This window comes from Dyella sp. (assembly GCF_051954575.1).
GTDB lineage: Bacteria > Pseudomonadota > Gammaproteobacteria > Xanthomonadales > Rhodanobacteraceae > Dyella_B.
On sequence record NZ_JBQCHP010000144.1, the window covers coordinates 1 to 16,000 of the forward strand.

General features: G+C 61.7%; 12 protein-coding genes. 7 read left to right on the forward strand and 5 right to left on the reverse strand.

What is annotated here, in order from left to right; translation table 11 throughout:
- The first annotated feature begins 70 nt into the window (after nucleotides 1-70).
- A complete protein-coding gene (locus tag ACTHNE_RS18045; protein ID WP_440269958.1) occupies nucleotides 71-538 on the forward strand; it encodes a hypothetical protein in 468 nt (155 codons plus the stop codon).
- Between the two features lie 126 nt (nucleotides 539-664).
- The gene (locus tag ACTHNE_RS18050) at nucleotides 665-1,189 is read left to right on the forward strand and encodes a hemerythrin domain-containing protein (RefSeq protein ID WP_440269959.1); all 525 of its coding nucleotides are present in this window, start codon (nucleotides 665-667) and stop codon (nucleotides 1,187-1,189) included.
- A gap of 54 nt (nucleotides 1,190-1,243) precedes the next feature.
- On the opposite strand, the gene ACTHNE_RS18055 is transcribed toward ACTHNE_RS18050, so the two are convergent.
- On the reverse strand, nucleotides 1,244-2,026 hold the full coding sequence (locus ACTHNE_RS18055) for an AraC family transcriptional regulator (protein ID WP_440269960.1): 783 nt from the start codon (nucleotides 2,024-2,026) through the stop codon (nucleotides 1,244-1,246).
- A gap of 103 nt (nucleotides 2,027-2,129) precedes the next feature.
- Here ACTHNE_RS18055 and ACTHNE_RS18060 point away from each other — a divergent pair, with 103 nt between their 5' ends.
- Nucleotides 2,130-3,209: a twin-arginine translocation signal domain-containing protein gene (locus ACTHNE_RS18060; RefSeq protein WP_440269961.1), complete on the forward strand. Its 1,080-nt coding sequence runs from the start codon at nucleotides 2,130-2,132 to the stop codon at nucleotides 3,207-3,209.
- 486 nt (nucleotides 3,210-3,695) lie between these two features.
- Here the strand turns inward: ACTHNE_RS18060 and ACTHNE_RS18065 are convergent, their stop codons facing one another.
- On the reverse strand, nucleotides 3,696-6,614 hold the full coding sequence (locus tag ACTHNE_RS18065; protein WP_440269962.1) for a TonB-dependent receptor: 2,919 nt from the start codon (nucleotides 6,612-6,614) through the stop codon (nucleotides 3,696-3,698).
- A 1,051-nt stretch (nucleotides 6,615-7,665) separates the two neighbouring features.
- On the opposite strand from ACTHNE_RS18065, the gene ACTHNE_RS18070 reads away from it, so the two are divergent.
- Complete coding sequence (locus ACTHNE_RS18070) at nucleotides 7,666-7,950, forward strand: hypothetical protein (RefSeq protein ID WP_324947427.1); 285 nt, start codon at nucleotides 7,666-7,668, stop codon at nucleotides 7,948-7,950.
- A 353-nt stretch (nucleotides 7,951-8,303) separates the two neighbouring features.
- Entirely contained in the window at nucleotides 8,304-8,744 is a 441-nt protein-coding gene (locus ACTHNE_RS18075) for a hypothetical protein (RefSeq protein ID WP_324947425.1), read from the forward strand.
- Nucleotides 8,745-8,795: 51 nt separating this feature from the next.
- Here ACTHNE_RS18075 and ACTHNE_RS18080 read toward each other — a convergent pair whose 3' ends face one another.
- Nucleotides 8,796-9,194 (reverse strand): DUF427 domain-containing protein, encoded by a 399-nt coding sequence (locus ACTHNE_RS18080; protein WP_324947423.1) that lies wholly within the window; start codon nucleotides 9,192-9,194, stop codon nucleotides 8,796-8,798.
- 177 nt (nucleotides 9,195-9,371) lie between these two features.
- On the opposite strand from ACTHNE_RS18080, the gene ACTHNE_RS18085 reads away from it, so the two are divergent.
- Nucleotides 9,372-11,216 (forward strand): CHASE3 domain-containing protein, encoded by a 1,845-nt coding sequence (locus tag ACTHNE_RS18085; protein WP_440269963.1) that lies wholly within the window; start codon nucleotides 9,372-9,374, stop codon nucleotides 11,214-11,216.
- A 19-nt stretch (nucleotides 11,217-11,235) separates the two neighbouring features.
- Here ACTHNE_RS18085 and ACTHNE_RS18090 read toward each other — a convergent pair whose 3' ends face one another.
- On the reverse strand, nucleotides 11,236-12,072 hold the full coding sequence (locus ACTHNE_RS18090) for a class I SAM-dependent methyltransferase (protein WP_324947419.1): 837 nt from the start codon (nucleotides 12,070-12,072) through the stop codon (nucleotides 11,236-11,238).
- A gap of 249 nt (nucleotides 12,073-12,321) precedes the next feature.
- Between ACTHNE_RS18090 and ACTHNE_RS18095 the strand changes: the two genes are divergently transcribed.
- Nucleotides 12,322-15,219, forward strand: a complete 2,898-nt coding sequence (locus ACTHNE_RS18095) for a ligand-binding sensor domain-containing diguanylate cyclase (RefSeq protein WP_324947416.1) — start codon at nucleotides 12,322-12,324, stop codon at nucleotides 15,217-15,219.
- 10 nt (nucleotides 15,220-15,229) lie between these two features.
- On the opposite strand, the gene ACTHNE_RS18100 is transcribed toward ACTHNE_RS18095, so the two are convergent.
- Complete coding sequence (locus tag ACTHNE_RS18100) at nucleotides 15,230-15,760, reverse strand: hypothetical protein (RefSeq protein WP_324947414.1); 531 nt, start codon at nucleotides 15,758-15,760, stop codon at nucleotides 15,230-15,232.
- Nucleotides 15,761-16,000 lie beyond the last annotated feature (240 nt).

A 16,000-nucleotide genomic window follows, 5' to 3' on the forward strand; every position in this document is an offset into this window, starting at 1 on the left:
CCTGGCTGCCAGGCAGCGATGTTTCCAGCGCGCTAGGCTGGGTACGCGGGTTGAAAATGGGTAACGCGATATGTTTGAAGCATTCAAGAACGGTACGCCGGTAGAGGTTTGGCAGGCGCTGGTGCAGGACGCTTACGAACAGACCGGGCGGCGGCTCGACGAATCGAGCGAGAGCTACCTGGTATTCGTGCTGTTGCGCTATCAGGCCGACGGCCTGCTGCTGGCGCGTACGCAAGGCATGGATTGGTTGTTGGCCATGGATCTGGCCGGTACCGCGCGCGCCGACGCGCTACGCGACGTGGGCGATCGCTGCCTGCTGGTCGCCGGCTTGTTCCCGGGCCTGGCGGAACGACGCCGGGTGAGCGTGGATTACTTCATCGACATCGGTCGCAGCGCCTACCTGGGCGTCGCCGACGTTACCCGGCAAGCCTATGCGGTGCTGTACGCGCAACTGGCGCGCAGCTATGGCGAGCTGGTGCATACCTTGAGCGCCATCCGCGTATCGCAAGCGCATCGCGCCATCAGCCTGGCGCAGTGATGCGGCACACGGCGCGCCGGCGGGCAGACAGGCGCATCTGCGCCAACGCATCCGCCCCACACGACGTTCACGGTCGGCCAACGGCGTCAGCAGTGCAATGGCTGCGCATTTGCGTAGGAGCCCGCCATGAGCAGCATCATCGATACCCTCAAGAACGAACACGACACCTTGCGTGCCCTGTTCGCCCGGATCAATGCCACCATCGATAGCCAGAAAGAAACGCGCGAGGATTTGCTCAAGCAGATCGAAGAAGCACTGATCCCCCATTCCAAGTGGGAGGAAACCGAGTTCTATCCCGCCTTCAACAAGCGCGCCACGCACGACCAGCAATTGCTCTACGCGACCTCGATGCAGGAACACCGCGTGATCGAAAAAACCGTGCTGCCGGATATCCACGCCGCAGGTTACGACACCCGCCAGTTCGCCGGTTCCACCAAAGTGCTCTCGGAACTGGTCGAGCATCACGCCGAAGAAGAAGAAACCCAGCTGTTCCCCGCCATCAAGCAATTGTTCAACGCCACCGAGCTGGCGGAAATGGATCATCAATACGCAAAGTGGAAGGAGTCCTCGACGGCCTCGGCGATGAGCGCCTTCGCCAAGCTCAAGACGGCGGCGAAAGCGGCGTTGCATCAGCCGCGTTCGCCTGGGTGAAGAGGTCATCGCGAATATCCGCACCGTCGTCCCGGCGAACGCCGGGGCGACGGGTCACGGTCCGGACAAACCCGCCTGCTTCATATAGTCCGTCGGGGTCATGCCAAGCACGCGGTGAAACATGCTGCTGAACGCACTGCAGCTCGCGTAGCCTGCATCCCGCGCTACCGTTTTGATTGCGGCGCCCTGGCTTATCTGGCTGAGCGCCCGCGCAAGGCGGACATGCTGGCGCCAATGCACGAACGACATCTGCAATTGGCTCTCGAACAATCGCGCCAGGGTTCGGCTGCTTGCGCCCACCTGGCTTCCGAGCTGTTCCAGCGTTTCCAGGCGCGCGCTGCCGGAGAGCAGGCGCTGGCATATGTTTTTCAGCCGTGGTTCCGATGGCACGGGTATGCGCAAGGCCGCTTCCTCCGCCGCCTGCAATTCATGCAACAACAGCGGCGCCAGCATGGCCATGCGCTCCCGCTGCTTCTGCGCATGCGCCTGCACGGCGGCAAGGATCAACTCCCGCAGCAGCGGCGATATCGCCATCACCTTGCAATGCGAACCGAACAGCGCGCTGCTGCTGCGATCCAGATACAGCATGCGCACCGCCACCGATCCTTCCATGTGGATCTCATGCTCCATGCCCAGCGGGATCCACAACGAACGCTGCGGCGGCACGATCCAGATGCCTTCGCGCGTGGTCACGTGCATTACGCCCGATCGGGCGTAGATCAGTTGACCACGGCGATGCCGATGCCGAGGTACATGCCATCCACGCGGATAGTCCTTGGCAAGCGCGGTGATGGGCCACGCATTGGCGCGCGGCGGTTGCTGTCTGAAACGCGACACAAGATGGCCACCTTTCGAAAGACGGACGGCCTAGGCTACGTCCGACATCGCCATCAGGGCAAGCGACACCGTCCGCCCACGGCCTCTCGAAAGGCACGCCACCATGCTTACCCACGCCATGACACGACGCGGCTTTCTCAAGGCGAGCGCCGCCTTGGCCGGCACGCTGGCCGTGGGCGGACAAAACCTGGCGGCGGAAACGCGGCGACCGGCCGAACGCCCCACCCTGGTGGTGTGGTGGTTGAACGGCGGCCCTGCTGGCTTGTTCAACAGTGCGGACGCCTTTCTTGCCAACGGCGCGTTCGGCGTAACGCCGGACAATATGCGTGCCTTGGGCAACGGGCTTTATGTCGACGCCGGCTCGCTGGGCGCATTGCCTGCGATGGCACGGGCGTATATGGCGTCGGTGCATTTTCGGCATGGCTGCTATTCGCATAACGATTCACGCGCCGCGGTATTGCAAAGTGGTTCGCGCAGCCAGCTGTTGCGCATGGCGGCGGCCATGCCGCGCAGCGCGACGCCTTGCGCCATCGTCAACAACCTTGGCTTGCCGGTGGGCGTTGCAGTGAATCCACCCGTCGAGCAAGGCATCGGTTTCGAACACGTCACGAAGCTCGAGGATGCGCGACGTACGCTTTCCACCGCGCAGTTCAACGACATCCGCCAAGCCTATGGCGCATTCGGCACCCATCCAGCAATCGACAGCCAGCGCGCCAGTTTCGCGGCGGTCGAAGCCTTGGTGCATGCGGGCGCCAGCGTGGTCTTTGCACAACCCGCCTACACCGGTCGGGAGGATCGCCAATTCGATACGCACCATGACGACATCGGCAAAGTGGCGCGGGAGATCATGGCGCCGATCACGCCCATGCTGGCGACGTTCCTCGAACGTGCCATGGCCATGCCAGGACGCAACGTCGTTACGCTGTTGACCGGTGAATTCAGCCGCACCTTGCCGGGCGCGGACCATGCCAAAGGCGGTACCGCGACGGTGATCGGCAAATACGTGAGAACCGGCGCAACGGGACGCCAGCAGGCCGATGGATCGCCACCGGACGATGCGCCGCCACCGGAGGCGTTGTGGGCGTTTGTCGCATCGGCGCTGCGCTTGCCGGCAGCTTTTCGCGGAGGCCTGACTAGCGCCGAATCTCAGCTTGCCAGAATGCGCCCCCTCCCCGACGTGTAGTAGAGCCTGCCCCGGACTTGATCCGGGGGGAGGGTCAGGGTGGGGTGAAGCAAGCTCGCGATGCATTTCAACGGTGCGGCAAGCTCGGACAACCCCACCTCAACGCTCCCCTGCATGCAGGGGAGGGAGCCGTCATTCGCGTAATTTAGGATTCAACGCTAATCGGACAGACAAGCAAGTAAGTCCACCTACTGTCCGGACAACGCGGACGACCGTCCGCGGACAGTTACGTACCAACAACCACCTATCGAAAAACGGCGCAGCACCGCGGTTTTCCGCGCACGCGCCCACTTGGCACAAGCCATGCAACCTCTCCGTCGAAAGCCTCACCGCCTACTCACGGAGAACCGCCATGAAATTCGAAACCCTGATGCTGAACAGCCTGTTCGCCGCCTGCCTGGTGATCTGCGTAGCCACGCTGGGCGCGATGCTGGCCTGAGTCGTTCGACACCGGCTTGTTTCATCAAGCCGGTGCCTGGCCGATCGCTATAACCGGTAGTTCAAGCCGAACATCACGGTGCGCCCCCAGGTGACGTAATCCAGCGGACGCGCCACCTGGACATTGTTGGGCAAGTTGGAAATCTGCTGCGTCTTGTTCGCCGAATTGGTCAGGTTGTAGATCTGCAGCAACACCGACAGGCCATGCCAGCGGCCTTCGGGAAAATCATAGCCGGCCTGGAAATCCGTCTGCTTGTCGGCCAGGATCTTGGTGTAGCCCAGCTGGTCGAACAACGACACCGCCTCGCCGGTGAACGACGAACGATAGCGCTCGGCGATGCGCGCGGACCACCCGTATTTCTCGTAATAAAGCTCCAGGTTCGCCACTTTGCGCGACAAGCCGGGCAGCGTGGATGGGCTCCCAGGAATGGTGGAAACCGCACTGACCGGCAGCGTGCTGTTGGTGAGCGAGAAGTTGGCCTGTATGCCAAAGCCGTCGATCGCCGGCGAAATCAAGGCGCCTTCGAGTGCGCCGGAGAGTTCCAGGCCGCGCATCTTGCCGCCGGTGCCGTTCTCCGGGCGTGTGAACGAACCGATGTTGCTCGATGGCGTAAGCGACGGGTTGTCGTTGATGTAGCCGGCCTTGGCGAAATCGAAGTCCAGCACGGTCTTGTTGTAGATGTAGTTCAACAGGTTCTTGTTGAACACCGCCACCGCGACATAGCTGGACCTGCCGAAATACTTCTCCCACGACAGGTCCGTGCCGACCGCCACGTAGGGCTTCAATTGCGGATTGCCGCCCGAGCCGGACCACAACGCCTGGCCGGCGGCCGGCCCGCTGTTGACCACCGCCACACCGGCGGAGCTTGCCACCTTCTCATCGTCGATGCGGCCGCGCGCCATGGTCTTGGCGAAGCCGAAGCGCAGAAACTGCCCTTCGCTGAGTTGCGCGACGAGGTTCAAGCTGGGCAATACATTGTTGTATTTGATGCCACCGCCAAGCCCGCCGACCAGCGCGTCGCCGTTGGTCTGGAACGCCTGCGACTTTTGATCGGTATGCACGAACTGCACGCCGACATTGCCGCGCAACGGCACGTCACCCAGTTGCGTGTCGATATTGAACTTGACGTAGCCGACCGGAACCTTCTCTTCCACCGTGTAGTTGCGGCTCCAGTCCGACTGGCCGTTGCGCTGGGTCAGGTAGAACTGCTGATCAAGTGCATCCAGCACGTTGTAGTCCAGAATGCCGCCAATGCCGCCGTAACCGAGCAACGTGGGGGAATACAGAAGGCCAGGATTGATCGGCACGCCCAGGCGCGGGTTATAGCCGCCTGCACTGGAGCCATTGCCATTGAGCCAGGCGAAAAACACATCGGCCTGCTTGGTCTTCTTGCGATCCGAATAATTCACACCCACGGTGACGTTGCTGAAGATCCAGCCGACCGGATGGCTTACCTCCAGCCGCACTGCACGAATGGTGTCGTTCTGGTGATCGAACTCCTCGCGGCCGTTGTAGCCGTAGTTATCCGGATCGGTGAAAAGAATGACGGAAGGATCGGCCAGGTTGACTCCCGGCCTGAAGTCCGGATAGCCATCGCCCACCGGCGTGTTGAACTGCACGCTGGTGGTGCCCGCATTCGGCAGGCCGCTGAACAGGTACGCATCGTGCAGCGATTTCCGGGCGGTGGAGTACGAAAGATCGGCCATGGCCGTCCAGCCGTTGCCGAAGTCGTACTGATTGTTCCAGCCGGCGGAAAACAGTTTGTCGTGTTCCTTGGTGTATTCGTTCTGCAGAATCGGCTGGATGCCGTTGACCGTGCCCGAGGTCACGATGGGATACGGATAAGCCGGCGTCACGCCCACATCCGCATAGGAAACATTGTTGTACGGGCTGCTCGACCACTGCGCGCCGTTCTTGTACTTGCGCTCGTTGAACACGGAGTAATAAAGGTCGAGCGTGGAGTGATAGTGATCGCCCGGCGCCCATTCCAGCACCGTCATCAGGCCGTTGCGCAATTGATTCTCCGATTGCGCGCGCAGCTGCATGCCTTCTTGCGAGATGACGTTGTTCGGCATGCCGGGCGTATGCGGACCGCCCCAGTTCTGGTCGATGCCGGCCGAACCGTTGTCCACGCTCCACCACCACGCTTGGTACTGCTTTTCCTGGATGGGCGAATCGAGCTGTGCGAAACCTACCGCCAGGCCTAGAGTGTGGTCGAAGAATTGATCGATATACGAGAAGCTTGCGCGATGGCCCAGGTCGCCGACGCCGGTACCGGGATTGAGCGTGCCGTTGGTGGTGTACTCGCCGCGCAGGTTCGCCGCGATGGTGCGCCGGGGCAGATCCAGCGGCCGGATGGTATGCAGATCCACCGTGCCTGAAAGCCCCTGCCCCACCAGGCTCGCGTCGGGCGTCTTGTACACCACCGCGCCGCTGATCAGTTCGGAGGGATATTGATCGTATTCGACGCCACGGTTCTCGCCGACGGTGGCCTGTTCGCGGCCGTTGAGCGTGGTACCGGCGAAATCCGGCGACAGGCCGCGAATGGAAATCACGTTGGCGCGTCCGTCCTGGCGTTGCGTCGCCAGACCCGGCAAGTGCGACAGGCTTTCGGCGATGCTCGCATCCGGCAACTTGCCGATATCTTCGGCGGATATCGCTTCGATGATGTTGTCGGAGTTTTGCTTGGCCTTGAGCGAGCTTTCGATGCTGCCGCGAATACCGGTGACGACGACGGTGTTGAGGTTCTGCACCGAGCCTTGTGGCGGCTTCTGCGTCTTGGCCGCAGGCTGGCTTTGCTGTGCCGCATGCTGTGTATTCTTGTCGCTATTCGTCGACTGGATTTGCGCTTCTTGCGCCCACGCCGGGTTGGTCACCAAGGCCAACATGCATGCCGCTACCAACGGACGACGCGATACACCAACGACACTCCCCACCATCCTGCGCAACGACTTGTCACCCTTCATGCGATCTCTCCCTAGCAAAAGCGCCCCTTGCGCTTATCAGGCAGACGCCGTGTCTTCCGCGTGGCCTGAAGCGACACGCAGAATGATCGAGGGAATTTGCCGCTGTCATCCTGCGACGCAGCAAGTTTATGCGGGAGGGTTCAGGTGGGTGAAGAAGGTGTGCTTCCAATCACCCATGAAAGATGGTGCTGAGCGAAATGCAGGATGGCGTATTTCAAAACCAGTCCATTCACTTCACGCTCGTCGCCCCGGCGAACGCCGCGGCCCAGCGACTTCAAAGCGGAAGACACTGGGTCCCGGCTTTCGCCGCGATGACGAACAAAGCATTACGCAGCACTCGACATCACGGCCACGCACCAGCTGAGACTCAGCGCTAATCAGTCCGGAGGGATGCGGCCTTATTCGAACCAAGTGCATCCATTTAAGGCAACACTGATCAAGTATCGCCGTCGTCATGATGTCTGGAAGGCTCGCAGGGTGCGCTGTGTGGCGCCGGGAAGACTGGCCGTCTTGCCAAGCCGCGCGACGCAGCATGCGGGCCTTCCAGACATCACCCCTTCATTCAAATTCAACCTGTGGGGCCAGCCCTGTCTGTCCACATGCCGCAGGTACCCCGTCTCGACGATGCGCCAGTCTGCCTTCGCCGACGGCCCTGTGGCCTGCGAACAGACAGGCCTGGTGACGACGGCGATACTTGATCAGTGTTGCCTTAATTCGATCCAAATAACCCCCGCATGGCATGGATGAGCTCCTTGTGTCACGGAACGTCACATCCAGCGATGCAGGTCTCGCACCACCGCAGACGCCGCCCTTCCAAGCGAACGCTGGCACCAACGTAAGGCGCGAAAAACCCACCTTAAAGCGCTCGTTTTCTTTTTTTTCCTGGATTCCCGCACCGCCACCGTGACCTGACCGGCAGAATCATCCCCTCAGCCGTCCAACCAAACATACAAAACGTGATACGGCGCACATTCCCTCTGTAAGCATGGCCCAACGCATGCTTATTAGTCCCCGAGAGCCAGAGCGCTCTCCATTACAGGGGGAAACGAGGATGGAACAGGTCGTTGAATGCCTTATCGCCGGTGGGCCGCAGCATGGCGTGATTCGCCGGCAATTGTGGGATCCGCGCTATCCCGCCCCGCCCGCGGTGGCGTGCGGCGATGGCGCGGTATGCATCGCCGCCGCATGCCGGCCGGCGGGTTCGGGCAGCAATCGGTTTCTGCTGTTGCATCCGCGCGCAACCGGTGCACAGATTCGCTCCATGATGGCGATCATGAGCACGCAGGCGGCCATCGCCAAGTTCCATCTTTTCAATGAAGCGGCGCCAGGTCATTGATATCTGGCGCAGCGCGAGATCCATGCGCTTCGCAAACATGCGAACGATGCCGTTTCCCGCATAAACGTTTTTTCCGTTCGTTACATTGATCACTGCGTGCAGCGACGTAGCGCATCACTTCAAGTAACACCCAAATGCGTCAACGCCATCGCCCACACCTTGGGCAATCGCACTGCGCGCCGGACCTTGGCTAACGCAAGCCTTACGAACGCACGTTTGCTGCGATTCAGCGATCTGTCCGGCACCTGAAGTGGCCCCAATTCCGTTCAGGAAACAGTTTGCGCAGATCGCCTAGCGTCTGCTCGCCACGTCATCGAACGCGGCACATTACCCACCAGTGAGGTTACATCTCTATGCGCAAGTCCATTCTCGTTGCAGCGATCGCCACGGCCAGCGTGCTGAGCATTCCCGCTTTTGCCCAGGTGCATGTCGGCGGTGGTGTCGGGGTTGGTGCGGGTGCCAGCGTAAATCCTGGTGCAGTTGTGCAGGGCGCCACGCAGACGGCGACGGGTGCCACGTCCATGGCTGGCCATGCGATCGAGCACACTGGCCACGCCGCCAAGCATACGGCGCACAAGACCGCCCATACTGCAGCCTCCACCGCGAACGATGCCTCCTCGACCGCCACCCGCACCGCATCGGGCGCTACCGACAAGGTCGCCACGGATGCCGCGGGCGCTGCCAACACCAACGTGCAAACCGGTGCGTCGGCCAACGGCAGTGCGGGTGCGGCGGGCACCAATGCCGATGTCAGTGCGGACGCCAATGCCAAGGCATCGGCCGGCGGCCATTGATCGCCTGCCTGTTTGATGCGAAAGCCCGGGAGGCAACTCCCGGGCTTTTTTTCAGCCATCGAGCAGTTCGATGGCGTCGACGCGATCCGGATAGAACGCCAGGTGTTCCTTGATCGGGGCGGCAGCCTCGTGCGGCTTTTCGTAGGTCCATACCGCATTCGTGCCGCGCTCGCCGGCGGAAGGAATGCTGTAGTAGGAGCAGTCGCCTTTATACGGGCAATAGGTGGCGTGCTGGGTGCGCACGAGCAAGCTCATGTCCACGTCGTTGCGCGGGATGTAATGGACTTCCGGATAGCTGGCCTCTTTCAGCGTGAGCGCATGGCGCGTATCCGCCACGGTTCGGCCACCGGCTTTCACCACCACACGCTGCGGACTGCGCTCGATCGTGATGGGATGGTCCGGTCCAGGCTGCTTGATGGGTCGCGCAGCGGAAGCATCGGGCGGAGTCATGGTCGTATCTCCTTGCCAGGGGTGAAGCTTTACATGGACCTTGCGGCCGGCCATGGCAAGTTCAATGGCTGCAGCCGCCAGGGATGTATTGCACTGCAGCTACCTTCTGCGGATGGATTCACGATACTTGGACAAGGATGAAGCTATCTAGCGCCGTTATGCACACAGGGGTCGCCGATGGAGCGCTTGAAGAAGCAGCAAAGACGGGCGGAATGGCAAATACGGGTTGGTTTTCTTCTGCTGCTGATCGCATGCGGCCTGGTGACGTTCGCCACCATCAGCAGCGAGCACGCAGACAAGTGGGTGAATCATACCCAGCAGGTACGCCAGGCCATCATTCAACTTTATAGCGATGTGCGCGATGCGGAATCGGGACAGCGCGGCGTGCTGCTTACGCACGACCCGCGCTATCTGCATCCGTATGAATTGGCGCGCCAGGATCTGGCCGCCACCGAATCGCTGCTGGCTTCGCTGGTGGCCGACAATCCATCGCAAGCCGCCCTGCTGGCCAAGCTCCGTCCGCTCATCGACCAGAAGATGGGCGAACTGGAGCACACGGTGCAGATGCAAACCGACCGCGACGACGGCTCCGCGCTCGGTGTCGTCAAGACCGGCGTCGGCCTGGAATTGATGGAAGACATCCAGGCACTGACGCGGCAGATGGATCGCAACGAAGCGGCCCTGCTCGAACAGCGTCTCGATGCGTCGCACCGCACTCGTGCGCTGCTTCTGGCCGCCACGCTGTTCGCCGTGCTGATCGCTGCGGGTGTCGCCTATCGCGTGCATCGCGAAGGCGCCAGCCGCCAGCGTGCGATCTTCGAAAAAAACCTGGCGCTGCAAGACCAGATCCAACAACGCGAAGCGGTGGAGATGCGCCTGCGGCAGGTGCAGAAAATGGAAGCGCTGGGTCAGCTCACCGGCGGCATCGCGCACGACTTCAACAACATGCTGGCGATCATCGTCGGCAACCTGGAAATGTCGCTGCGCCATCTGGGCAAAACCGATGAACGCCTGAAAGACCTGGTTTCCAGGGCATTGACGGCCGCCATGCGCGGCGCGGATCTCACCAAAAGCCTGCTGGCATTCTCGCGCATGCAGCCGCTGCGGCCCAAGTCCGTCGACGTCAACGATTGCGTGCGCAGCATGCTGATGATCCTGCAACGCACGCTGGGCGAAGACATCCAGATCGAAACCACGTTGACCGCCGGCCTATGGCGCGTGTTCATCGATCGGCCACAGCTGGAAAGCGCGCTGCTCAATCTTGCCGTCAACAGTCGCGACGCCATGAACGGCAAGGGACGCCTGGTCATCGAAACGTCCAATACGTACCTCGACCAGACGTTTGCCAATACGCACGTCGAGGTTACGCCCGGCCAGTACGTGATGCTGGCCGTGACCGATACCGGCAGCGGCATGCCGCCGGATGTGGTGCGTCGCGCCTTCGATCCGTTCTTTACCACCAAGGAAGCCGGGCAAGGCACCGGCCTTGGCCTGAGCCAGGTGCATGGCTTCATCAAGCAATCCAAGGGCCACGTGCAGCTGTATTCCGAAGTGGGCATCGGCACCACGGTCAAGCTGTACCTGCCGCGCTCCTCCGCGCAGCAGGATGCGGAAGTGTTTGCGGAGACCATGGTCTTCGCACTCAACACCTCCAAGAAAATCCTGGTGGTGGAAGACGACCCCGAGGTGCGCCATTTCGTGGTCGCCTGCGTCAACGAACTGGGCTACGCCGCGCTCGATGCCGAAAGCGCCGACGCCGCGCAGCAAAAACTGGCCAGCCATCCCGACATCGCACTACTGCTGACGGACGTGGTGATGCCGGGCAAGAACGGCCGCCAACTGGTCGAAGCGGTTCGCCCGTTCTATCCGAAGCTGCGCGTGCTCTACATGACCGGTTATCCGCGCGACGCGATCGTGCACAACGGCATACTCGATCGCGACGTGCGGGTGATCAGCAAGCCTTTTTCGATGCAGGAGCTGGCGCGCGAATTGAAGTCGGCGTTCGCGGCAGAGACGGTATAACGGCTGCAACGCGCCCGGTTCAGCGGCGCGTCGCCAACACGCCATCCAAGGCCAGTTGCGCCTTGAACCCTGCCCGCTCCAGGCGCGTGGCCACCTCGCGCGGTACGTCGCGATCGCTGGTGAGCCTGTTCGGACTACCGGTGTAGTGGAACAAACGCCCACCGCGGCGAAGCACACGCGCCAATTGATCGTAGAACGCCTGCGAATAAAGCTCGCCGGCGATGCCGAAGCGCGGCGGATCGTGCAGTAGCGCTTCCACCGAAGCATCGGCGATCCCGGCAATCGCCTGCGATACGTCGGCATGGCTGAGCACCAGGCGCCCGCCGGTATCGTCCGGGTTTGGCGACCACGGATTGATCTGGCGCAACCACAGCACATCGGCGTTCTTCTCGAACGACTGGATGCGTGTAACACCCGCCTCCAGGCAACAGGCGGCGAAGTATCCCAGGCCGCCGCAGGTATCCAGCACCACCTTGCCGCGCGGCTCGACCAGTGCAACCTTGCGGCGTGCATCCTCGAATGGCGATAGCTTCGACGTCGGCAGCATCTTGATGCCGTCGATCTCGAACGTGGGCGCGCCCCACTCGGTAGGCACCAGCTTGATCAGTGAGCCGGAAAAACGCGACGCCGCTGAAAATTCCTCGCCATCCCAGTAATAGATGGTGCGGTCTTTCACCTTGTGCGGGTACGGATAGCGCTGCCCGCCATGTTCCCAAGTGTCAGCATGCAGCGTGACGACGCTGTTCGAACGGGCCAGATCCAAGGAGCCGGCCCATTCAGTCTTCCCCGCATCGCGCGCCGTCAGCAAGGTTTCGGCGATGGGGCGCGTAAGCAAGGGACCGGAATAATGCGGCACGAACGGGGTTCCTGAAGCGAAAAGGGATATTTGAGGTGTAACAAGCGCGTCTAAAGGACGCGAGCCTGATTGAGCGAGAGCGATCGACGCCAACCCGTGACCCGGTCGCCGGAAACCTGCGCTATTGTTGTCCAGACCGCGCGACTTGTGCGGAGCATTATCGCTTGGGTGCAAGGCATGGGGTCTACAGGGGACCGGGCAGCATTGAAAGCACGATCGGGTGGCCGGATGGTCCTGCCCGGAGCCATCGTGCGCCATCGACCTGCATGGTACGTACTCGCCATCGGCTTGATCATGCTGGCGCGGGCCATATCTGCCGATGCTCAGGCCATCAGCCTCGCCAGCTTTACCCAATCTGAAGGCCTGCGCAGCCTGGAAGACAATTGCCTGCTGCAAGATCAAAGCGGGTTCGTTTACGCGTGTACCGAGAACGGCTTGTTCCGTTTTGACGGTCATTCTTTTCAACACATCGGCGCAGCCAGCGGCCTGCGCGGCAGTTACATTTCTGCCCTGCATCAGGACGGGGTCGGGCGTTTGTGGGTAGGCACGCGCAGCGGCCTGTACGTCGGCAACGGCCAGCATTTCGTGCTGGCCGACGAATCGTCGCATCCACAGCCGGTCGATCCCGGCGCCACACTTGCCGATCTGGATGGCCGTACATACATGGTCAGCCAGCATCGTCTTTGGCAGGTCGAACCGGCAGGAACCCGCTGGCTTCTACGGCAGCGCTTCGACGCGGCAGCATTGCGCGCCACACCTGTGCTGGCCGATATCACCAGCGTCTTCAGCGATGGGCACGCATTGTGGTTCGGTTGCGCCAAGTCGCTGTGCCAGTGGAACGGTCAGCAGTTGCGCGTGTGGAGCGAGCACGAAGGTATTCCGGCCGATACGTGGACCTCATACCTGCGTGGCCAGGACGGTACGCTGTGGGTGCGCAGCCCTCGCTATATCCGCGCACTCGCTGCCGGCAACGATGCATTCGTGAATCGCGATCTGCCGGGCGCGCGCGTGGTCACCGCCTACCTGGATATGATCCAGGACGATCAAGGACGCCTGCTTACGCGCGCCAACGATGGCCTGGCGCGCTGGGATGGCCGGCATTGGCGCGTATTCGACAAAAACAACGGCCTGCCCGATATCGGTATCGACGCCTTGCTGTATGACCGCAATCATGTGCTGTGGATCGGCACCTATGGCCGCGGCGTACTGCAATGGCGCGGCTACGATCGGTTCGAAAGCTGGCAGACCGCGCAAGGCCTGGACAGCAGCCCCAGTTGGGCGATAGCGCGTGCACGCGACGGCGCACTATGGGTCGGTAACGAACTGGGCGGCAGCATGCTTGCGCCGGATGCCACGCGTCTTGCATCGTGGCCCTTGAGGGCACCACCGCTCGCGCAGGAAACGATCGGCCTGCATGCCCTGCCGGACGGCGACATGCTTGCGGCTTATTACTCGGGCGAACTGCTGCGCTATCGCGCACGCACCGGCATCACCGAAGAGGTGGCGCACTCGCCCGCTTATATTCGCAACCTTATGGTCGACAGCCACGGCATGGCATGGCTGTGCACCGAGCGAGGGTTGTATGCCTACGACGGCCATCTCCTTCGGCGCGCCGACGCAAGCGTCATTCCCGATAACGCATTCACTGACGCAAAGGAAGATTCGCAAGGTCGGATCTGGATCAGCGGCGAAGCAGGCCTGTTCCGTTTCGATCATGACCGTTGGGTACGGATACGCGTGAACGGTGCGCCGTCCGGACAGGATTTCACCCATATGGATGTGCTGCCCAGCGGAGATCTTTATCTGGCCGGTGACTTCAATGGTCTATGGCGCGGCCGCATCACTGACGGCGACACGCTGGACATGCAACACATTGCAGACGAACTGCTCGACGACACGCGCGTCTATTTCATACAACATGACCGCCGAGGCTGGCTGTGGGTTGGCGGCACCGATGGCATCGAGCTCTACAATGGCCAGCGCTGGCGCCGGCTCACCGAAGACGATGGCCTGATCTGGAACGACATCGGGGAAAACGCCTTCTTCGAAGATGAAGACGGCTCGGTGTGGATCGGCACCACCAACGGCATTTCGCACGTCCTGCATCCGGCCATGCTGACCTCGCCTGATGCCTTGAAGGTAATCGTCACGCAAGTGAATCTTGGTGACGTCGCCCAGAAACCCGCCCTCGCCTATCGTTTCGACGATGCATCGGGGCAACCGCTTACCCTGCATCTGGCCACGCTCGGCGCACCCACGCGCCGCACCTTGCAATATCGCTATCGGCTGCAAGGCCTGGAGCACGACTGGGTGAGCTCCGATCGCTCGCAGGTGGACTACCCGCCCCTGCCGCCGGGCGACTTCGTCTTCGAAATCGCCGCGTACGATCCCGACAGCCGACAGCTTTCATCGCAGGTCCAGTTGCCGCTGCATATCGTGCCGCCGTGGTGGCGACGATGGCCGGCCGTGTTGGGAGGCGTGCTGTTGCTCGCCATAAGCCTTGTGCTGATATGGCAATTGCGCACACGGCACCTGCGCTCGCGCGCATATACGCTCGAACGCCTGGTCGCGGTGCGCACGCGCGAGCTGGAAGTGGATAAGCAGGCGCTGGAAGAGGCACGTGCTGCACTCTGGCAGCAAGCCACGCATGATGCCCTGACCGGCCTGCCCAATCGCTCCCATGTGCTGGAGATCCTGGATCAAGCCATGCTTGAGGCAAGGGCACACGAACGACCTTTGGCCGTGGCCTTGATCGACCTGGACCATTTCAAGCGCATCAACGATCGCTACGGCCATCTCGCCGGCGATGCGGTACTGATCGAAACCGCTACGCGATTGCGCGAGGCGTTGCCGGTTGAAGCGACACCGGGCCGCTATGGCGGCGAGGAAGTACTGGCGGTAATTCCTGGCATATCGGTAGGCAAGCTCACGCCCTTCGAAGTGTTGCGGCACTACATCGCTCAACGCCCCTTCCGCGGCGATGGCATCCCGGTGGACGTCACCTGCTCGATCGGCGTCGCCTGGCTGCATCCGCAAGACCGCGACGGTTTCGATCTCATTCGCCGCGCCGATGCCGCGCTGTACCGGGCCAAGACCTGCGGGCGCAATCGTGTCGCCACGGCCGGCCATGACCAGGAAAACGGCTGACACCCATGCCCTACCCCGTCCCCCCCTCCTCCGGAACCAATCCAGGCGAAAACGGCAACAGCGGCTGAGATTGCTCATCATCCTGCCTGCCGATATCGAGCCGGTTGCACATTGCCGCGGCGTCGAGCCGGAATTTCAGATAGCCGTGGACGTTCTCTTCTTGGCGAACCTGCATCACGCCATAGAGATCGCGCCCATCGTTGTCGGCGCGGTCGATCGAGCTGAAGCGTATCGAGCCGATGTGGTCGCGTGTGAAGTTGAACAGGCTTTTGCGCTTGCCGTTGTCGAAGAGCTTGGCGCCTGCGGTGAAACAGCTCAGCCAGGCGAGCCGGTCGCCTGCCTGCAAGGCATCGATGGCCGTACGGACCGTGGGATGCAAGTAGAGCCCTGAGCCTATTTCCATAGGAAGGCGCTTCCCCGAAAAGATGTCACTGCCGAAAGCGGCCATCTGCGGCAAACCGAACTGCGCCAGTTTGGAAATCGGCCATGGCGGTCGGTGAAAGACGATACGGTGATGAATGTACGCATGGCGTGGTCGCAAGGATGTGATCGTTCGCCTGTGTCGCTCATGTGCGGCGCAAGCTCATCCATGCGGACGAACCATCCGCGCCGTCCGCACACACTCACCTTTTTATGTCCTTGGCAGTCGGCTGCGAGTGAAAGCTCGGACCGTGCGGACAGCCTTAAGGCAACACTGAATAAGTATCGCCGTCGTCATGATGCCTGGAAGGCTCGCAGGGTGTGTAGCGCGGCGCCGGGAAGACTGGCCGTCTTGCCAAGC

Bases quoted from the DNA above. Each gene is read 5' to 3' on its own strand.
- ACTHNE_RS18045 (WP_440269958.1), top strand. From the start codon at position 71: ATGTTTGAAGCATTCAAGAACGGTACGCCGGTAGAGGTTTGGCAGGCG.
- ACTHNE_RS18050 (WP_440269959.1), top strand. From the start codon at position 665: ATGAGCAGCATCATCGATACCCTCAAGAACGAACACGACACCTTGCGT.
- ACTHNE_RS18060 (WP_440269961.1), top strand. From the start codon at position 2,130: ATGCTTACCCACGCCATGACACGACGCGGCTTTCTCAAGGCGAGCGCC.
- ACTHNE_RS18065 (WP_440269962.1), bottom strand. From the start codon at position 6,614: ATGAAGGGTGACAAGTCGTTGCGCAGGATGGTGGGGAGTGTCGTTGGT.
- ACTHNE_RS18070 (WP_324947427.1), top strand. From the start codon at position 7,666: ATGGAACAGGTCGTTGAATGCCTTATCGCCGGTGGGCCGCAGCATGGC.
- ACTHNE_RS18075 (WP_324947425.1), top strand. From the start codon at position 8,304: ATGCGCAAGTCCATTCTCGTTGCAGCGATCGCCACGGCCAGCGTGCTG.
- ACTHNE_RS18080 (WP_324947423.1), bottom strand. From the start codon at position 9,194: ATGACTCCGCCCGATGCTTCCGCTGCGCGACCCATCAAGCAGCCTGGA.
- ACTHNE_RS18085 (WP_440269963.1), top strand. From the start codon at position 9,372: ATGGAGCGCTTGAAGAAGCAGCAAAGACGGGCGGAATGGCAAATACGG.